This window comes from Kitasatospora sp. NPDC101183 (genome assembly GCF_044767945.1).
GTDB lineage: Bacteria > Actinomycetota > Actinomycetes > Streptomycetales > Streptomycetaceae > Kitasatospora.
Genome location: NZ_JBIWOW010000003.1, coordinates 13,612 through 29,169 on the forward strand (window position 1 = coordinate 13,612; position 15,558 = coordinate 29,169).

The following is a 15,558-nucleotide window of genomic DNA, read 5'->3' on the forward strand; positions in this document are numbered from 1 at the left end:
GGCATGGTGGCGGCTGGACACTGGCTTTCCAGTCCCCGAGCGCCGTCTGCGGGCAATCCTCGCGAAGCGGTGCGCGAACCTGATCGAGTCGGATGCGAGACGACGTGGACCATTTCGCCGCCCGGGCCACCGCGGCCAGCCCCGAACCGGGGCAGCTGCACGTGGTACTCGTCCTGGCCGCCGGAAGCGGCGGCATCGGCGCGCACGTGCGTTCCCTGGCCCACGGCCTGGTCGCGCACGGCGTGATCGTCACGGTCTGCGCGCCGGCCGGAACGGACGCCCTGTTCGGCTTCTCCCGCACCGGCGCGCGGTTCCACACCGTCGACATCACCCCCACCTCGGGCGCCCGCAGCGACGCCACGGCGATCGGCGAACTGCGCCGCGCCTTCACCGGCGCCGACGTGGTGCACGCCCACGGCGTGCGCGCCGGGCTGCTCTCCGACCTCGCGCTGCGCACCGCCGGCCGCTTCCCGGGCCTGCGCCCGGAGACGCCCCTGGTCGTCACCATGCACCACGCGCTGCTGACCACCGGCATGGAGCGGCGCCTCCAGCGGCTGATGGAGCGCAGGGTCGCCCGCGCCGCCGACCTCGTCCTCGGCGCCTCCTCCGACCTCGTCGCCCGGGCCCGCGAACTGGGCGCCACCGACGCCCGGCTGGGCCCCGTCGCGGCCCCGCCGATGCCCGAGGGCCGGCTCTCCCGCACCGAGGCGCGGGCCGCGCTGCTCGGCGGGGGCCCGGACCGCCCGCTGCTGCTGGCCGTCGGCCGGCTCGTCCCGCAGAAGGCGTTCGGCCTGCTGCTGGACGCCACCCGGGAGTTCGCCGCGCTCGCCCCGCAGCCGCTGCTGCTCCTCGCCGGGGACGGCCCCGAGGCGGGCCCGCTGCGCGAGCGGGCCGCCGCCGAGAAGCTGCCCGTACGGCTGCTCGGCTACCGCACGGACGTGCCGGACCTGCTGGCCGCCGCCGACGCCGTGGTGGTCTCCAGCCGCTGGGAGGCCCGCTCCCTGGTCGTCCAGGAGGCCATGCGCGCGGGCGTGCCGGTGGTCGCGACGGCCGTCGGCGGCATCCCCGAACTGGTCGGCGACGCCGCCGTGCTGGTGCCCTCCGGCGACGCGGCGGCGATCGGACGGGCGGTGCGCGAGCTGCTCGCCGACCCGGCCCGCAGCGAGCGGCTGGCGGCGGCCGGCCGGCAGCAGGCCGAGACCTGGCCGGACGAGGCCGCCACCGTCGCCCAGGTGCTCAGCACCTACGACGAGTTGATGCAGCGCTCCTAGGCGGGCCCTAGACCACGGCCCCCTCGACCCGCTCCGCGGCCGGGACCTCGGGCTGGGCCGCCAGGAAGGCGGCGCCGCAGGCGGTCAGCCGCAGGGCGGTGTCGATCAGCGGCACGTGGCTGAACGCCTGCGGGAAGTTGCCGACCTGGCGCTTGAGGCGCGGGTCCCACTCCTCCGCCAGCAGGCCCAGGTCGTTGCGCAGCGACAGCAGCCGGTCGAACAGTTCGCGGGCCTCCTGCACCCGGCCGATCATCGCCAGGTCGTCGGCCAGCCAGAACGAGCAGGCCAGGAAGGCGCCCTCGTGGCCGGAGAGGCCGTCGACGTTGTTGCCCGACTCGTCGTGGGTCGGGTAGCGCAGCACGAAGCCGTCCTCGGTGGACAGTTCGCGCTGGATGGCCTCGATGGTGCCGATGACCCGCTTGTCGTCCGGCGGCAGGAAGCCGACCTGCGGGATGAGCAGCAGGGAGGCGTCCAGCTCCTTGCCGCCGTAGTACTGGGTGAAGGTGTTGCGCTCCGGGTCGTAGCCCTTCTCGCAGACGTCCCGGTGGATGGTGTCGCGCAGCTCGCGCCAGCGCTCCAGGTGGCCCTCGGCGGGGGCGTCCTCGGGGGACTGCTCCAGCAGCTTGATGGTGCGGTCCACGGCGACCCAGGCCATCACCTTGGAGTGGACGAAGTGCCGGCGCGGGCCGCGGACCTCCCAGATGCCCTCGTCCGGGTTCTGCCAGTGGTCCTCCAGGTACTCGATCAGGCGCAGCTGGAGGTGGTGGGCGTGGTCGTTGCGCACCAGGCCGGTCATGTGGGCCAGGTGCAGGGCCTCCACCACCTCGCCGTAGACGTCGAGTTGGAGCTGCCCGGCGGCGCCGTTGCCGATCCGCACGGGCTGCGAGCCCTCGTAGCCGGGCAGCCAGTCGAGGGAGGACTCGGTGAGTTCGCGCTCGCCCGCGATGCCGTACATGATCTGCAGGTTCTCCGGGTCCCCCGCGACGGCGCGCAGCAGCCACTCGCGCCAGGCGCGGGCCTCCTCGCGGTAGCCGGTGCGCAGCAGGGAGGAGAGGGTGATCGCGGCGTCGCGCAGCCAGGTGTAGCGGTAGTCCCAGTTCCGCTCGCCGCCGATGTCCTCGGGCAGGGAGGTGGTGGGGGCGGCGACGATGCCCCCGGTGGGGGCGTAGGTGAGGCCCTTGAGGGTGATCAGCGAGCGGACGACGGCCTCGCGGTAGGGGCCCTGGTACGTGCACTGGGCGGCCCACTCCTGCCAGAACCCGGCGGTGGCGTCCAGCATCTCCTCGGCGTCCGGGACGGCCGGGGGCTCCAGGTGGGAGGCCTGCCAGGTGAGGGCGAAGGCGATGCGCTCGCCCTTGCGGATCGTGAAGTCCGCGTAGGTGGTGAGGTCGCGCCCGTACGTCTCGGCCTCGCCGTCGAGCCAGACGGAGTCGGGCCCGGCGACGGCGACGGTGCGGTGGCCGCCGTCGGCCTGCTCCACGCGGTGGACCCAGGGCACGATCCGGCCGTAGGAGAAGCGCATCCGCACCGCCGAGCGCATCCGGACGGTGCCGTTGACGCCCACGACGATCCGGATCATCTGGGGCACGGCGTCCTTGCCCGCGAGCGGGCGCGGCGGCATGAAGTCGATCACCCGGACGGTGCCGCCCTGGGTGTCCCACTCCTGCTCCAGGATCAGCGAGTCGTCCCGGTAGCGGCGCCGGTCGGCCGGGAGGGCGGGGGCGGCGGCGGTGGGCGGGGGCACGCGCAGGTCGGCGGAGCCGGCCTCGGCGGCTGGGGCCGGGACGTCGCCGGGGACGGCCTCGGCCGGGCCGATCCGCCAGAAGCCGTGTTCATCGGTGCCGAGCAGGCCGGCGAAGACGGCCGGCGAGTCGAAGCGGGGAAGACAGAGCCAGTCGACCGCCCCGTCCCTGCTGACGAGGGCGGCGGTCTGCATGTCCCCGATGAGTGCGTAGTCCTCAATACGGCCGGCCACGTGGATCTCCAGTTCGCAATGTGGTCAGGGCATCGGCGAAGGAGGGAGCGAGCGGTTTGCGGGGCCGGAGGCTCACCCCGGGACGTCCGGCCCGCCGGGGGTGGTGGCGGGCCTTGCTGGAGTGTCCGCGCGGGACCTCGAGAGGTCCCGGAAGGTGGGTGGGGAGGAGCTGGAATTACGGGGAGGTCCGGTCGCGCATCGGGGACCGGGAGTGTCCTGACGCTCCCACGCCCTCCGCGTGCTCGTGCTGTCGGCGATGCGTCCGAGCAGCTTACGACGGACGAAAGGGGCGAAGCACGCGGGCGCAGCCCGGTGTGGCGCCGCAATTCGGCGGAAATGCCGTGCATCGCGGGCCCGGCCGCAAGGATGGCCCGGAAGGATCACCTCCGGGTGGTTCCCACGGAGGGGGCACCATGGCCCGTACGGAGTGCCAACCGCCTGCTCGGAGTGGCCCGGTCCGGCCGGAGTGCGACCGGTGGGACGGATGCGCCGGGTGGTGCGCCGGTGGTACGCCCGGCGCGCGCGCCGGGGTGGCGCGGGCGGCCCGGAAGGCGACCGGGCCGGGGCACTGTTACCCTGGTATCCCGTGGACCGGTGGGGATGAAACGCCCCGGACCAGCCGAACCGACGACCCCCCGAGCGCCGTGCACACCGCACCGGCCTCCCGTCGCCCGGCGACCCGTGAGCCTCCCACCACGTCACCTTCGACAAGCGACCCACGGGAGCCCCCTCTTGGCACAGCCCCATTCCGGCAAGGCAGCGAACGGCCGCGCCGTGACGACCAAGCACCTCTTCGTCACCGGGGGTGTCGCCTCTTCGCTCGGCAAGGGGCTCACCGCCTCCAGCCTCGGTGCACTGCTCAAGGCCCGCGGCCTGCGCGTGACGATGCAGAAGCTCGACCCGTACCTGAACGTGGACCCGGGAACGATGAACCCGTTCCAGCACGGTGAGGTCTTCGTCACGGACGACGGCGCCGAGACCGACCTGGACATCGGCCACTACGAGCGGTTCCTCGACACCAACCTGCACGGCTCGGCGAACGTCACCACCGGCCAGGTGTACTCGACGGTCATCGCCAAGGAGCGCCGCGGCGAGTACCTGGGCGACACCGTCCAGGTCATCCCGCACATCACCAACGAGATCAAGTCCCGGATCCGCCGGATGGCGACCGAGGACGTCGACGTGGTGATCACCGAGGTCGGCGGCACCGTCGGCGACATCGAGTCGCTGCCGTTCCTGGAGGCCGTCCGCCAGGTCCGCCACGAGGTCGGCCGGGACAACGTCTTCTTCGTGCACGTCTCCCTGCTGCCGTACATCGGCCCCTCGGGCGAGCTGAAGACCAAGCCCACCCAGCACTCGGTGGCGGCCCTGCGCAACATCGGCATCCAGCCCGACGCGATCGTGCTGCGCGCCGACCGCGAGGTGCCGCAGGCCATCAAGCGCAAGATCTCGATGATGTGCGACGTGGACGAGGAGGCCGTGGTCGCGGCCATCGACGCCAAGTCGATCTACGACATCCCCAAGGTGCTGCACGGCGAGGGCCTGGACGCGTACGTGGTGCGCCGCCTGGACCTGCCGTTCCGCGACGTGGACTGGACCACCTGGGACGACCTGCTGCGCCGCGTCCACGAGCCGCAGCACATCGTCAAGGTCGCCCTGGTCGGCAAGTACATCGACCTGCCCGACGCCTACCTGTCGGTGACCGAGGCGCTGCGCGCCGGCGGCTTCGCCAACAACGCCCGCGTCGAGATCAAGTGGGTCACCTCGGACGACTGCGAGACGCCCGAGGGCGCCCAGGAGCAGCTCGGCGACGTGGACGCGATCTGCATCCCCGGCGGCTTCGGCGACCGCGGCGTCAACGGCAAGGTCGGCGCGATCACCTACGCCCGCGAGAACAAGGTCCCGCTGCTGGGCCTGTGCCTGGGCCTGCAGTGCGTGGTCATCGAGGCCGCCCGCAACCTGGCCGGCCTGCCGGAGGCCAACTCCACCGAGTTCGACTCCGCCGCCAAGCACCCGGTGATCTCCACCATGGCCGAGCAGCTCGCCATCGTCGACGGCAAGGGCGACCTGGGCGGCACCATGCGCCTGGGCCTCTACCCGGCGAAGCTGGCCGAGGGCTCGATCGTGCGCGAGGTCTACGCCGGCGAGCAGTACGTCGAGGAGCGCCACCGCCACCGCTACGAGGTCAACAACGCCTACCGCGCCGACCTCGAGAAGACCGGCCTGCAGTTCTCCGGCCTCTCGCCCAAGGGCGACCTCGTCGAGTACGTCGAGTACCCGCGCGAGGTGCACCCCTACCTGGTGGCCACCCAGGCCCACCCGGAGCTGAAGTCCCGCCCGACCCGCCCGCACCCGCTGTTCGCGGGCCTGGTCAAGGCGGCCATCGAGATCAAGACCTCGGCCTCCGAGAAGTAACACTCCCCTGGCCGCGCTGTTCACCGGACGGCGGTCCCGCGATTCCCGCGGGGCCGCCGTTCGGCGTTAGATTGTGTCGTACTGACGAAAAGGGGAGAGCGATGGACCAGCAGGGCACCCAGGGGATCTTCGACGTGGCCGAGGAGTGGGAGGTCCGCGGCAGCGCGACGCCGTTCCAGGGCCGGGTCACCGGCGTGCGCAGCGAGGAGGTCAGGATGCCCGACGGCGGCTGGGCCCGCCGCGACTACCAGACCCACCCCGGCTCCGTGTCCGTGCTCGCCCTGGACTCCGAGCAGCGCGTGCTCATCCTGCGCCAGTACCGCCACCCCGTGCGCCAGCGGCTGTGGGAGCTGCCCGCCGGCCTGCTGGACGTGCCCGGCGAGAACCCCTGGCACGCCGCGCAGCGCGAGCTCTACGAGGAGGCGCACTGCAAGGCCGACACCTGGCGCGTCCTCGCCGACTACTACACCTCCCCGGGCGGCACCGACGAGGCGCTGCGGATGTTCCTGGCGACGGACCTCTCCGAGGCCGAGGGCGAGCGCTACGCGGCCGAGGGGGAGGAGCAGCAGATCGAGGTCGCCCGGGTGCCCGTGCCCGAGCTGATCCGCCTCATCCAGGCCGGCGAGCTGCACAACCCGACGCTGATCACCGGCACCCTCGCCGTCCACGCCGCGCTCACCTCCCCGGGCGGTTTGGACGCCCTGCGCCCGGCCGACTCGCCCTGGCCCGCTCGCCCTTTCTAGGGCCTGTCTTGCCGGTCTTCCCGGGGCCGCGACGCCGGGGCACGCACCTCGCCGCGTTGTCGTCGGTCGCCAATGCTCCGCAGTGGCTCCCTCCTCCGCCTTGCGATGCACGCACCCCAACGCCGCGGCCTGATCCGGGCTGACCGACAAGACAGGCCCAGGCTGACGTTGGATCACCCGGGTGATTCGCCGGTTCGTACGACCGGATGTCACCTCGGCCGAGCCGGACGGTCGAACTACGCTTCGTGGACAGGGCGCCCGTTCCGGGCCGCCCCGCCGAGCGCCGTACGACGCGCCCGGCCTCCGAGCGCCGGACGACGTCGGGAGTGGCACGGGTGGCGAGGAAGACCGCGACGATGGATCCCGGCCCCGACGCGCCCGCCGGGGCCGTGCCCGGTCTGGAACGGCTGCCGGCCGGGCCCGCGCTGTTCGCCGGGCGCCGCACCGAACTCGCCGCGCTGAGGGCCGCCGCCGTCCGCCCGGCCAGCGGGCGCTGCCCGGTGCTGGTGCTGGCCGGGCGCCCCGGCTCCGGCCGTACGGCGCTGGCCGTCCGCTTCGCCCGCACCGGCGCGGCCGACTTCCCGGACGGGGTGCTCTTCGCCCGGCTCTCCGCCCCGGACGGCTCCCGGGTGGCGCCGGCCCGGGCGGCGCGGCTGCTGCTGGAGCAGCTCGACCCGGAGGCCGTGGTGCCGCTGCCCGGCGCCGTCGAGGACGGGCGGGAGGAGCCCGGCTGCGTGGCGCTGCGCGGGGCGCTGGCCGGGCGGCGGGTGCTGCTGGTGCTGGACGACGTGCGCGACGCCGGGCAGCTGTGGCCGCTGCTGCCCGAGGAGAGCGGCTGCCTGGTGCTGGCCACCACGGCCGGGCCGCTCACCGGGATCGAGGACATCGACCCGGTGATCCTCGGCGGGCTGGACCGGAGGGCCTCCGGCGAGCTGCTGGCCGACCTGGTCGGCGGCACCCGGATCTCCTGCGACCCGGTCGGCGCGGCCGACCTGGCCGAGGCCTGCGGCTCCCGGCCGGCCGCGCTGCGGCTGATGGCGGGCTGGCTGCGGGGCAACCCCGAGGTCGCCGTGGCGGACGCGGCGCGGGAGCTGCACCGGGTGGTGGAGGAGGAGCCCGCGGAGAAGAAGCCCGCCGGGAAGAAGCCTGCGGAGAAGCCCGTCGAGAAGCCCGTCGAGAAGCCCGTCGGGACGAAGGGGGCCGCCCCGGAGCCCGCCGCCGCCGAGGCGGAGGAGCCCGCCACCGGGGCGCACGGCTGGGTCAGGCCCGCCCCCGAGCCGGCCGAGCCGGTGCCCGTCCCCGACAACGACCCGCTGATCGGCGCCTTCACCCTGCTGCACCGCACGCTGCCGCCCGTCCAGGCCCGGATGCTGCGCGCCCTGACCCTGGCCCCGGCGCAGATCGCCGACGCGCGCACCGCCTCCGCCCTGGTCGGCTGCCCCGCGCCGGAGGCGGCCGCCACCCTGGCCGCGCTCGCCGAGCGGGAGCTGCTCGGCGAGGAGGCCCCGGCGGCGGACGGCACCGCCCGCTACCGGGTGCCCGGGAGGCTGCACCCCCGGCTGGTGCGGCTGCGCGAGCGGGAGGACCGGCCCGCCGAGACGGAGCTGGCCCGGGCCCGGCTGCTGGAGCGGCTGGTGCGGCTCACCGAGGCCGCCCGCGCCCTGCTCGACCCGGGGGCCGGCCCGGCCCCCGACCCGCTGCCCGCCGCGCTGCGGCTGCGCTCGGCCGAGCACGCCCGGCTGTGGCTGCTCGGCGAGCGGGAGGTGCTGCTGGGCGCCGTCGCCGACGCGATCGGGCAGGGGGACCTGGACGGCTCGGCGGGCCGGCTGGTCACCGCGCTGCTGCGCACCCTCCCGCTGGCCGGGGCAGCCGCCCCCGCCGACCTGTACCGGCTGCACGAGCTGGTCCGCACCGTCGCCGAGCGCCACGGCCGGCCCCGCCGGGCCTCGGCCGCGCTGCTCAACCTCGGCGACCTCCAGGCCGCGGCGGGCCGCTGGGAGCAGGCCGCCGGGCACTACCGGGCCGCCCTGGAGCACGCCCGGACGGCGGACGACGAACCGCTGTGCGCCCGGGCGCTGGAGGGCGCGGCCGGCTGCCACAGGGCGCTCGGGGACGCCGTGCGCGCCGCCGACTGGTACGGGCGGGCGCTCGGGCTGCGGCAGTCGCTCGGGGACCAGGCCGCCGAGGCCCGGCTGCTCGCCCGGGTGGCCGAGGCGCACACCGCGCAGCGCCGCTTCGAGGAGGCCGACCGCGAGTACCGCGCCGCGCTGGCGGTGCTGCGCCGGATCGGCGACGAACGCGGCCGCGAGGCCGTCGCCGCGGCCCTCGCGGACCTGCGGGAACGCGTGGACGGCGGGTGGTGAGGGCTGTTTCGGGAGTATCGTCGAAGATGCCCGGTTGGTGTTGCATTGCGTAGGTAAGTAGGAGAGGAAGCCTACGAACCTGCCAATGCACTCGACGAAATTAGTCACTTTGGAAGGCTGACAGGCCGACTGGGCTTCATTACACTCGAACTCAGTCGCGCAGCGATCCCGTGCCCCGGCCTGCCCGGAGGCTTCCCCACGTGCGCGCGTAGCCCACCGGTATCTCTCCGGTCGGGACCCCCATGGCAAGAGGACGTGTTCAGTCGTGAAGGTCGGCATCCCCCGCGAGGTCAAGAACCACGAGTACCGCGTGGCCATCACGCCCGCCGGCGTGCATGAGCTGGTCCGCAACGGCCACGAGGTCTACATCGAGGACAACGCCGGCGTCGGCTCCTCGATCCCCAACGAGGAGTACGTGGCCGCCGGTGCGACCATCCTCGGCACCGCCGACGAGGTGTGGGCCACCGCCGACCTGCTGCTGAAGGTCAAGGAGCCCATCGCCTCCGAGTACCACCGGCTGCGCAAGGGCCAGACCGTCTTCACGTACCTCCACCTGGCGGCCGACCGGGCCGGCACCGACGCGCTGATCGCCTCGGGCACCACCGCCATCGCGTACGAGACCGTCCAGCTGCCCAACGGCGCCCTGCCGCTGCTCGCCCCGATGTCCGAGGTCGCGGGCCGTCTGGCCCCGCAGGTCGGCTCGTACCACCTGATGCGTCCGGCCGGCGGCCGCGGCGTGCTGCCCGGCGGCGTGCCCGGCACCCACCGCGCCAAGGCCGTCGTCATCGGCGGCGGCGTCTCCGGCTGGCACGCGGCCACCATCGCCATCGGCATGGGCTACGACGTCACCCTGCTCGACCGCGACATCAACAAGCTGCGCGAGGCCGACCGCGTCTTCGGCACCAGCATCAAGACCGTCGTGTCGAACGCCTTCGAGCTGGACAAGGCCGTCACGGAGGCCGACCTCGTCGTCGGCGCCGTCCTGATCCCGGGCGCCAAGGCCCCCAAGCTCGTCACCAACGAGCTGGTCTCCCGCATGAAGCCGGGCTCCGTGCTCGTCGACATCGCCATCGACCAGGGCGGCTGCTTCGAGGACTCGCACCCGACCACGCACGACGACCCGACCTTCACGGTCCACAACTCGGTCTTCTACTGCGTGGCCAACATGCCGGGCGCCGTCCCGAACACCTCCACCTACGCGCTGACCAACGCGACGCTGCCGTACGTCGTCGAGCTGGCCAACCGGGGCTGGAAGGAGGCGCTGCGCCGCGACGCCGCGCTGGCCAAGGGCCTCAACGTCCACGAGGGCCAGATCACCTTCCCGGCCGTGGCCGAGGCCTTCGGCCTGGAGTCGGTCTCGCTGGAGAGCGTGCTCGCCTGAAACGCCTGACCGCACGGCGGTCGTTCGCCCCCGATCCGATCCCATCGTTTCGGGGGCTTCGCCGTGCCCGTGAACGGACGGGGCCCCTGGCGGGTCGTTCTGTCGTCAATTTCGGTCGGTCATGTCACCCGACCGCACCCGGGTGGAGAAACGTCGGGGCTCAGGAGCCGCTCATCCCTTGACAGGAGCCCGGCTGACAGTCGACACATCCTGCCCACTACCGTGGATTGTGTTGCTGCGAACGCCTTGAACGGCCTAGAGTCGCAAACCGTCGGCATGCTGCCACGCTGACGAATCGACATAGAGTCCTGGATGCCCAAGGAGGTAAGACGACTTGTGAATGAGTCGACAATTGCTCCCGGGGGTGGTCAGCCAGGACTGGCGGAGCTCACCGCCGGCCAGCCGAGTGAGGAGCCCGGGGCCCGGCAGCCCTCCGTGGGCTCGGCCGAGGTCGGCTCGGTCGCACTCCGTACCTTCGAAGCACGCCAGAACACAGCACAGGTGACCACGGTGACCGATCACGACGCCGACTTGGCGGCCTACGGCCTGGCCTACGGCGAGTTCGCCTACGGCGCCTACGACGACCCGGACGCGGAGTACGAGCCGGACCCGGAGTACGCCGCCACCCTGGCCCCCGACGCCGCGCGCCAGCGCCGCGAGCGGATCGGCCCCACCGGCCGCCCGCAGCCGTACTTCCCGATCCCCGCGCCGGTGGCCGAGCACGGCCCCGCCCAGATCATCGCCATGTGCAACCAGAAGGGCGGCGTCGGCAAGACCACGTCGACCATCAACCTGGGCGCGGCGCTGGCCGAGTACGGCCGCCGGGTGCTGCTCGTCGACTTCGACCCGCAGGGCGCGCTCTCGGTCGGACTCGGCGTCAACCCGATGGAGCTGGACGTCACCGTCTACAACCTGCTCATGGAGCGGGGCCTGACGGCCGACGAGGTCCTGCTCAAGACGGCCGTGCCGGGCATGGACCTGCTGCCGTCCAACATCGACCTCTCCGCCGCCGAGGTGCAGCTGGTCAGCGAGGTGGCCCGAGAGTCCGCGCTGGCGCGTGCCCTGAAGCCGCTGCTGCCCGACTACGACTACGTCATCATCGACTGCCAGCCCTCCCTGGGCCTGCTGACGGTCAATGCGCTGACGGCCGCTCACAGCGTGATCGTCCCGCTGGAGTGCGAGTTCTTCGCGCTGCGCGGCGTCGCGCTGCTGACCGAGACCATCGAGAAGGTGTGCGAGCGGCTCAACCCCGACCTGCGCCTGGACGGCATCCTCGCGACCATGTACGACTCGCGCACGGTGCACAGCCGCGAGGTGCTGGCGCGCGTCGTCGAGGCGTTCGGCGAGCACGTCTTCCACACCGTCATCGGGCGGACCGTGCGCTTCCCGGAGACCACCGTCGCCGGCGAGCCGATCACCACGTACGCGACCAACTCGGTCGGTGCCGCCGCCTACCGCCAGCTCGCCAGGGAGGTGCTCGACCGGTGCCGCCCCGCCGAGTGAGTCTCCCGGGCGCCGACGAGCTGTTCCGGACCACCGGGGGGATGGCGCTGTCGCCGTCCCTCGCGCCGCGTCCGGCCGCCGAGGCGTCCAGACCGGAGACCGCGCGGGGCGCCGAGGGCACGGACGGCGCCGAGGGCGTCGAGGGCCCGCAGGGCGCCCCGGAGGGCCGGGAGGACCACGCGCCCGGCGCCGCCGTGCCGGCGCCCGCGCAGCCGCCCCTCCAGCGGCAGGCGGGCACGGTTCCCGCCGGCGCCTCCCCGGCCGGGGCCGGCGCCAACGGGTCGCGGGGCGCCGCCGCCGCTCCGGCGGGGCGTCAGCACCCCGCGGGCGCCGAGGAGCAGGCCACCGCCGCGGCCGGGCGCGCCCGGCCGCGAGGACGGGCTCCGCGCCGCCCCAGCGGGCGCGAGCGGCACGACGAGAAGATCACCGTGTACGTGTCCGCCGAGGAGCTCATGGACCTGGAGCACACCCGGCTGGTGCTGCGCGGCGAGCACGGCCTGGCCGTGGACCGCGGGCGGATCGTCCGGGAGGCCATCGCGGTCGTCCTGGCGGACCTGGAGCAGCGCGGCGAGGCCTCCATCCTGGTCAGGCGCCTGCGCGGCCGCTGACACGCACTGCGCGGCGTGTCGAGGGCCCCGGGGCGGGGCGGGCGGCGCGGGCGGGTGAAGATGGACCGTCATGCCGAGCACCGCCGAACCAGCCGCAAGCCCCGCGAACGCGACCGAGGACGAGTCGCGCGGCGGCTTCCGGGTGCGGCTGGACAACTTCGAAGGCCCGTTCGACCTGCTGCTGAGCCTGATCGCCAAGCACAAGATGGACGTGACCGAGGTGGCCCTCGCCACCGTCACGGACGACTTCATGGCGCACATCCGGGCGATGGGCCCGGACTGGGACCTCGACGCCGCGACGGAGTTCCTGGTCGTCGCCGCCACCCTGCTCGACCTCAAGGCCGCCCGGCTGCTGCCCGCCGCGGAGGTCGAGGACGAGGAGGACCTCGCCCTGCTGGAGGCGCGCGACCTGCTGTTCGCCCGGCTGCTGCAGTACCGGGCGTACAAGCGGGCGGCGGCGGTCCTCGGCGAGCGCTGGGCGGCCGAGCTGCTCCGCCGGCCCAGGACCGTCGGGCTGGAGCCCCGGCACGCGGAGCTGCTGCCCGAGGTGGTGATCACCGTCGGTGCGCGGGGGCTGGCCGAGCTGGCCGCCAGGGCGATGGAGCCGAAGCCGAAGCCCGTGGTCTACGTGGACCACATCCACACCCCGCCGGTGAGCGTGCGCGAGCAGGCGGCGCTGGTGGTCTCGCTGCTCGCCGAGCTGGGCGAGGCGACCTTCCAGCGGCTGGTCGAGGACGCCGGGGACACCCTGGTCGTCGTCGCCCGGTTCCTGGCGCTGCTGGAGCTGTACCGGGAGAAGGCGCTGGACTTCGAGCAGCCGGAGGCGCTCGGCGAGCTGCGGGTGCGCTGGACGGCGGGGCCCGGGCGGGCGGTGGTCGAGGTGACGGACGAGTTCGACCGGCCGGTGGAGGCCGGGGACGGGCAGGAGGGCGGTCGCGGATGAGCGGCGTGGACGAGGGCGCGGGGCGGCCGCTGCGGCGCCCGCTGGGGCTGCCGGGGCAGCCGAGGGCGCAGGAGTGGCTGGAGCCGGTCTTCGAGCTGCTGCCGGAGCCCCTCGCGGAGCCCCCCTCGGAGGCCGTCGAGGCTTCGGGGGCCGAGGCGAAGGTCGTGCACCAGAAGTCGGCCCCGCCGACCTCCCGTGCGCCGGAGCCGGTGGACCCGCGGCTGCGGGCGGACCTGGAGGCGATCCTGATGGTCGTCGACGAGCCCGCGCGGGAGGAGCGCCTGGCCGCCGTGCTGGAGCGGCCCCGGGCCGAGGTGGCCGCCGCGCTGCGCGAACTGTCCGCCGAGTACACCGCCCAGGGCCGGGGCTTCGACCTGCGGCTGGTGGCCGGAGGCTGGCGCTTCCACAGCCGTGACCTGTGCGCCCCGGCCGTCGACCGGTACGTCCTGGACGGCCAGCAGGCCCGCCTCACCCAGGCCGCACTGGAGACGCTGGCGGTGGTCGCCTACCGCCAGCCCGTGTCCAGATCGAGGGTCTCGGCCGTCCGCGGTGTGAACTGTGACGGAGTGATGCGTACCCTGGTACAGCGAGGACTGGTGGAAGAGGCCGGCTCCGAGCCCGAAACAGGTGCGATCCTGTATCGGACGACGAACCACTTCCTGGAACGGATGGGGCTCCGCGGCCTGGACGAGCTGCCGGAACTCGCACCCTTCCTGCCCGAGGTCGACGACGTGGAAGCGGAGTCCCTGGAGGGCACGATGATCGCGGAGGCGGTCGCCGCCGCTGCCGCGCAGGCCTCGGCGGGTGATGGCGAAGCCGATGGGGCTGCGCCCGATCGGTAGGGGGCGGTGAGGTCGGCCGAGACGACCGCACGGCCCAGACGGAAATACGACGTACGGACACTTTGATGCGCAGCAGTGGCAACGGCAGGAACAGCGGCGGCGGCAGCGGCCGCGGCGGACAGGGCGGGGGCCGGGGCGGCTCCTCCTACGGCGGCAGCGGCGGTGGCCGCGGCGGCTCCGGCGGCTCCGGCGGCTCCGGCTCGGGCTCGCGCGGGGGTTCGTACGGCGGCGGCCGGGGCGGCTCCTCCGGCGCGGGCTCGCGCGGCGGCTCGGGCTCCGGCTCCGGCTCGTACGGGCGTGACGACCGTCGGGGCGACCGCCGCGACGACCGTCGGGACGACCGGCGCTACCCGGACCGCCCGCTGCGGCCCGAGGAGCGCAGGTACGACCGCCCCGAGTACGGCGGCGGCCCCAACGCCACCCCCGCGCGCGGCGGCTTCGCCGGCCGCAAGCCGGGCCCGGCGCCGCGACCGCGCCGTGAGGGTCAGGGTGCCCCCGGCGACCCGCGCCGTCAGCCGCAGCGCTCCCGCGAGCTCCAGGCGAAGATCGAGGACGCCGTCCTGGCCCGGCACGACAAGCCGGTCGTCAAGACGCCCAAGACCTTCGGCGAGCCCGAGGGCGAGCGGCTGCAGAAGGTGCTCGCCCGTGCGGGCATGGGCAGCCGCCGGGCCTGCGAGGAGCTGATCGAGCAGGGTCGCGTCGAGGTCAACGGCAAGCGCGTCACCGAGCAGGGCAAGCGGGTCGACCCGCAGAACGACGAGATCAAGGTGGACGGCCTGACCGTCGCCACCCAGTCGTACCTGTTCTTCGCGCTCAACAAGCCGGCCGGCGTCGTCTCCACCATGGAGGACCCGGACGGGCGCCAGTGCCTGGGCGACTACGTGACCAACCGGGAGACCCGGCTGTTCCACGTCGGCCGACTGGACACCGAGACCGAGGGCATCATCCTGCTCACCAACCACGGCGAGCTGGCCCACCGCCTCACCCACCCGCGCTACGGCGTGACCAAGACCTACCTGGCCGCCATCCAGGGCCCGATCCCGCGCGACCTGGGCAAGAAGCTGGCGCAGGGCATCGAGCTGGAGGACGGCTACGCCCGCGCCGACAGCTTCAAGGTCATCTCCAACGTCGGCAAGAACTACCTGGTCGAGGTGACCCTCCACGAGGGCCGCAAGCACATCGTGCGCCGGATGCTGGCCGAGGCCGGCTTCCCGGTCGAGAAGCTGGTGCGCACCCACTTCGGGCCGATCGCGCTGGGCGACCAGAAGTCGGGCTGGCTGCGCCGGCTGACCAACCCCGAGGTCGGTCAGCTGATGAACGAGGTCGGCCTGTAGGCCCCGTCGTCCCCCGGTGGGGCCCCGCTCGCCTCAGGCGTGGGCGGGGCCCCGCCGCGTACGGGCTGTGAGCCCGTACGCACCCCCTGGTCACGGCCCGTTCACGGCCTTGTCAGCGTCATGATCCGTGGCAGAGGATGGCCACCCGGACCACCGCCCGCCACGTGGCGGGACCGCGCC

Annotated in this window: 11 protein-coding genes; 10 read left to right on the forward strand and 1 reads right to left on the reverse strand. The window is 73.9% G+C overall.

What is annotated here, in order from left to right; all coding sequences use genetic code 11:
* Positions 1 to 92: 92 nt before the first annotated feature.
* Complete coding sequence (locus tag ACIRRS_RS04115; RefSeq protein ID WP_402964706.1) at positions 93 to 1,271, forward strand: glycosyltransferase family 4 protein; 1,179 nt, start codon at positions 93 to 95, stop codon at positions 1,269 to 1,271.
* A gap of 7 nt (positions 1,272 to 1,278) precedes the next feature.
* On the opposite strand, the gene ACIRRS_RS04120 is transcribed toward ACIRRS_RS04115, so the two are convergent.
* A complete protein-coding gene (locus ACIRRS_RS04120; protein ID WP_402965475.1) occupies positions 1,279 to 3,252 on the reverse strand; it encodes a glycoside hydrolase family 15 protein in 1,974 nt (657 codons plus the stop codon).
* A 726-nt stretch (positions 3,253 to 3,978) separates the two neighbouring features.
* Between ACIRRS_RS04120 and ACIRRS_RS04125 the strand changes: the two genes are divergently transcribed.
* The 9 genes from ACIRRS_RS04125 (at position 3,979) to ACIRRS_RS04165 (ending at position 15,378) form a co-directional block, all read left to right on the forward strand.
* A complete protein-coding gene (locus ACIRRS_RS04125) occupies positions 3,979 to 5,661 on the forward strand; it encodes a CTP synthase (protein WP_402964709.1) in 1,683 nt (560 codons plus the stop codon).
* Between the two features lie 101 nt (positions 5,662 to 5,762).
* Positions 5,763 to 6,404 carry an NUDIX domain-containing protein gene (locus ACIRRS_RS04130; RefSeq protein WP_402964711.1) on the forward strand — a complete coding sequence of 214 codons (642 nt, stop codon included), beginning with the start codon at positions 5,763 to 5,765 and terminating at the stop codon, positions 6,402 to 6,404.
* Between the two features lie 335 nt (positions 6,405 to 6,739).
* Positions 6,740 to 8,767, forward strand: coding sequence for a tetratricopeptide repeat protein (locus ACIRRS_RS04135; protein WP_402964714.1), 2,028 nt, complete (start codon positions 6,740 to 6,742; stop codon positions 8,765 to 8,767).
* Between the two features lie 265 nt (positions 8,768 to 9,032).
* Positions 9,033 to 10,148: an alanine dehydrogenase gene (ald, locus tag ACIRRS_RS04140; RefSeq protein ID WP_402964717.1), complete on the forward strand. Its 1,116-nt coding sequence runs from the start codon at positions 9,033 to 9,035 to the stop codon at positions 10,146 to 10,148.
* 435 nt (positions 10,149 to 10,583) lie between these two features.
* Positions 10,584 to 11,651 carry a ParA family protein gene (locus ACIRRS_RS04145; protein ID WP_208615551.1) on the forward strand — a complete coding sequence of 356 codons (1,068 nt, stop codon included), beginning with the start codon at positions 10,584 to 10,586 and terminating at the stop codon, positions 11,649 to 11,651.
* Between the two features lie 41 nt (positions 11,652 to 11,692).
* Positions 11,693 to 12,259 (forward strand): hypothetical protein, encoded by a 567-nt coding sequence (locus ACIRRS_RS04150; protein WP_402964718.1) that lies wholly within the window; start codon positions 11,693 to 11,695, stop codon positions 12,257 to 12,259.
* 70 nt (positions 12,260 to 12,329) lie between these two features.
* Entirely contained in the window at positions 12,330 to 13,202 is an 873-nt protein-coding gene (locus ACIRRS_RS04155) for a segregation and condensation protein A (RefSeq protein WP_402964720.1), read from the forward strand.
* Positions 13,203 to 13,450: 248 nt separating this feature from the next.
* Entirely contained in the window at positions 13,451 to 14,044 is a 594-nt protein-coding gene (locus tag ACIRRS_RS04160; protein ID WP_402965479.1) for an SMC-Scp complex subunit ScpB, read from the forward strand.
* Between the two features lie 65 nt (positions 14,045 to 14,109).
* Positions 14,110 to 15,378, forward strand: coding sequence for a pseudouridine synthase (locus ACIRRS_RS04165; protein WP_402964723.1), 1,269 nt, complete (start codon positions 14,110 to 14,112; stop codon positions 15,376 to 15,378).
* Positions 15,379 to 15,558: the final 180 nt, after the last annotated feature.

Coding starts and splice junctions, on each gene's coding strand:
- ACIRRS_RS04115 (WP_402964706.1), top strand. CDS start 93: ATGCGAGACGACGTGGACCATTTCGCCGCCCGGGCCACCGCGGCCAGC.
- ACIRRS_RS04130 (WP_402964711.1), top strand. CDS start 5,763: ATGGACCAGCAGGGCACCCAGGGGATCTTCGACGTGGCCGAGGAGTGG.
- ACIRRS_RS04150 (WP_402964718.1), top strand. CDS start 11,693: ATGGCGCTGTCGCCGTCCCTCGCGCCGCGTCCGGCCGCCGAGGCGTCC.
- ACIRRS_RS04155 (WP_402964720.1), top strand. CDS start 12,330: ATGCCGAGCACCGCCGAACCAGCCGCAAGCCCCGCGAACGCGACCGAG.
- ACIRRS_RS04160 (WP_402965479.1), top strand. CDS start 13,451: ATGGTCGTCGACGAGCCCGCGCGGGAGGAGCGCCTGGCCGCCGTGCTG.
- ACIRRS_RS04165 (WP_402964723.1), top strand. CDS start 14,110: ATGCGCAGCAGTGGCAACGGCAGGAACAGCGGCGGCGGCAGCGGCCGC.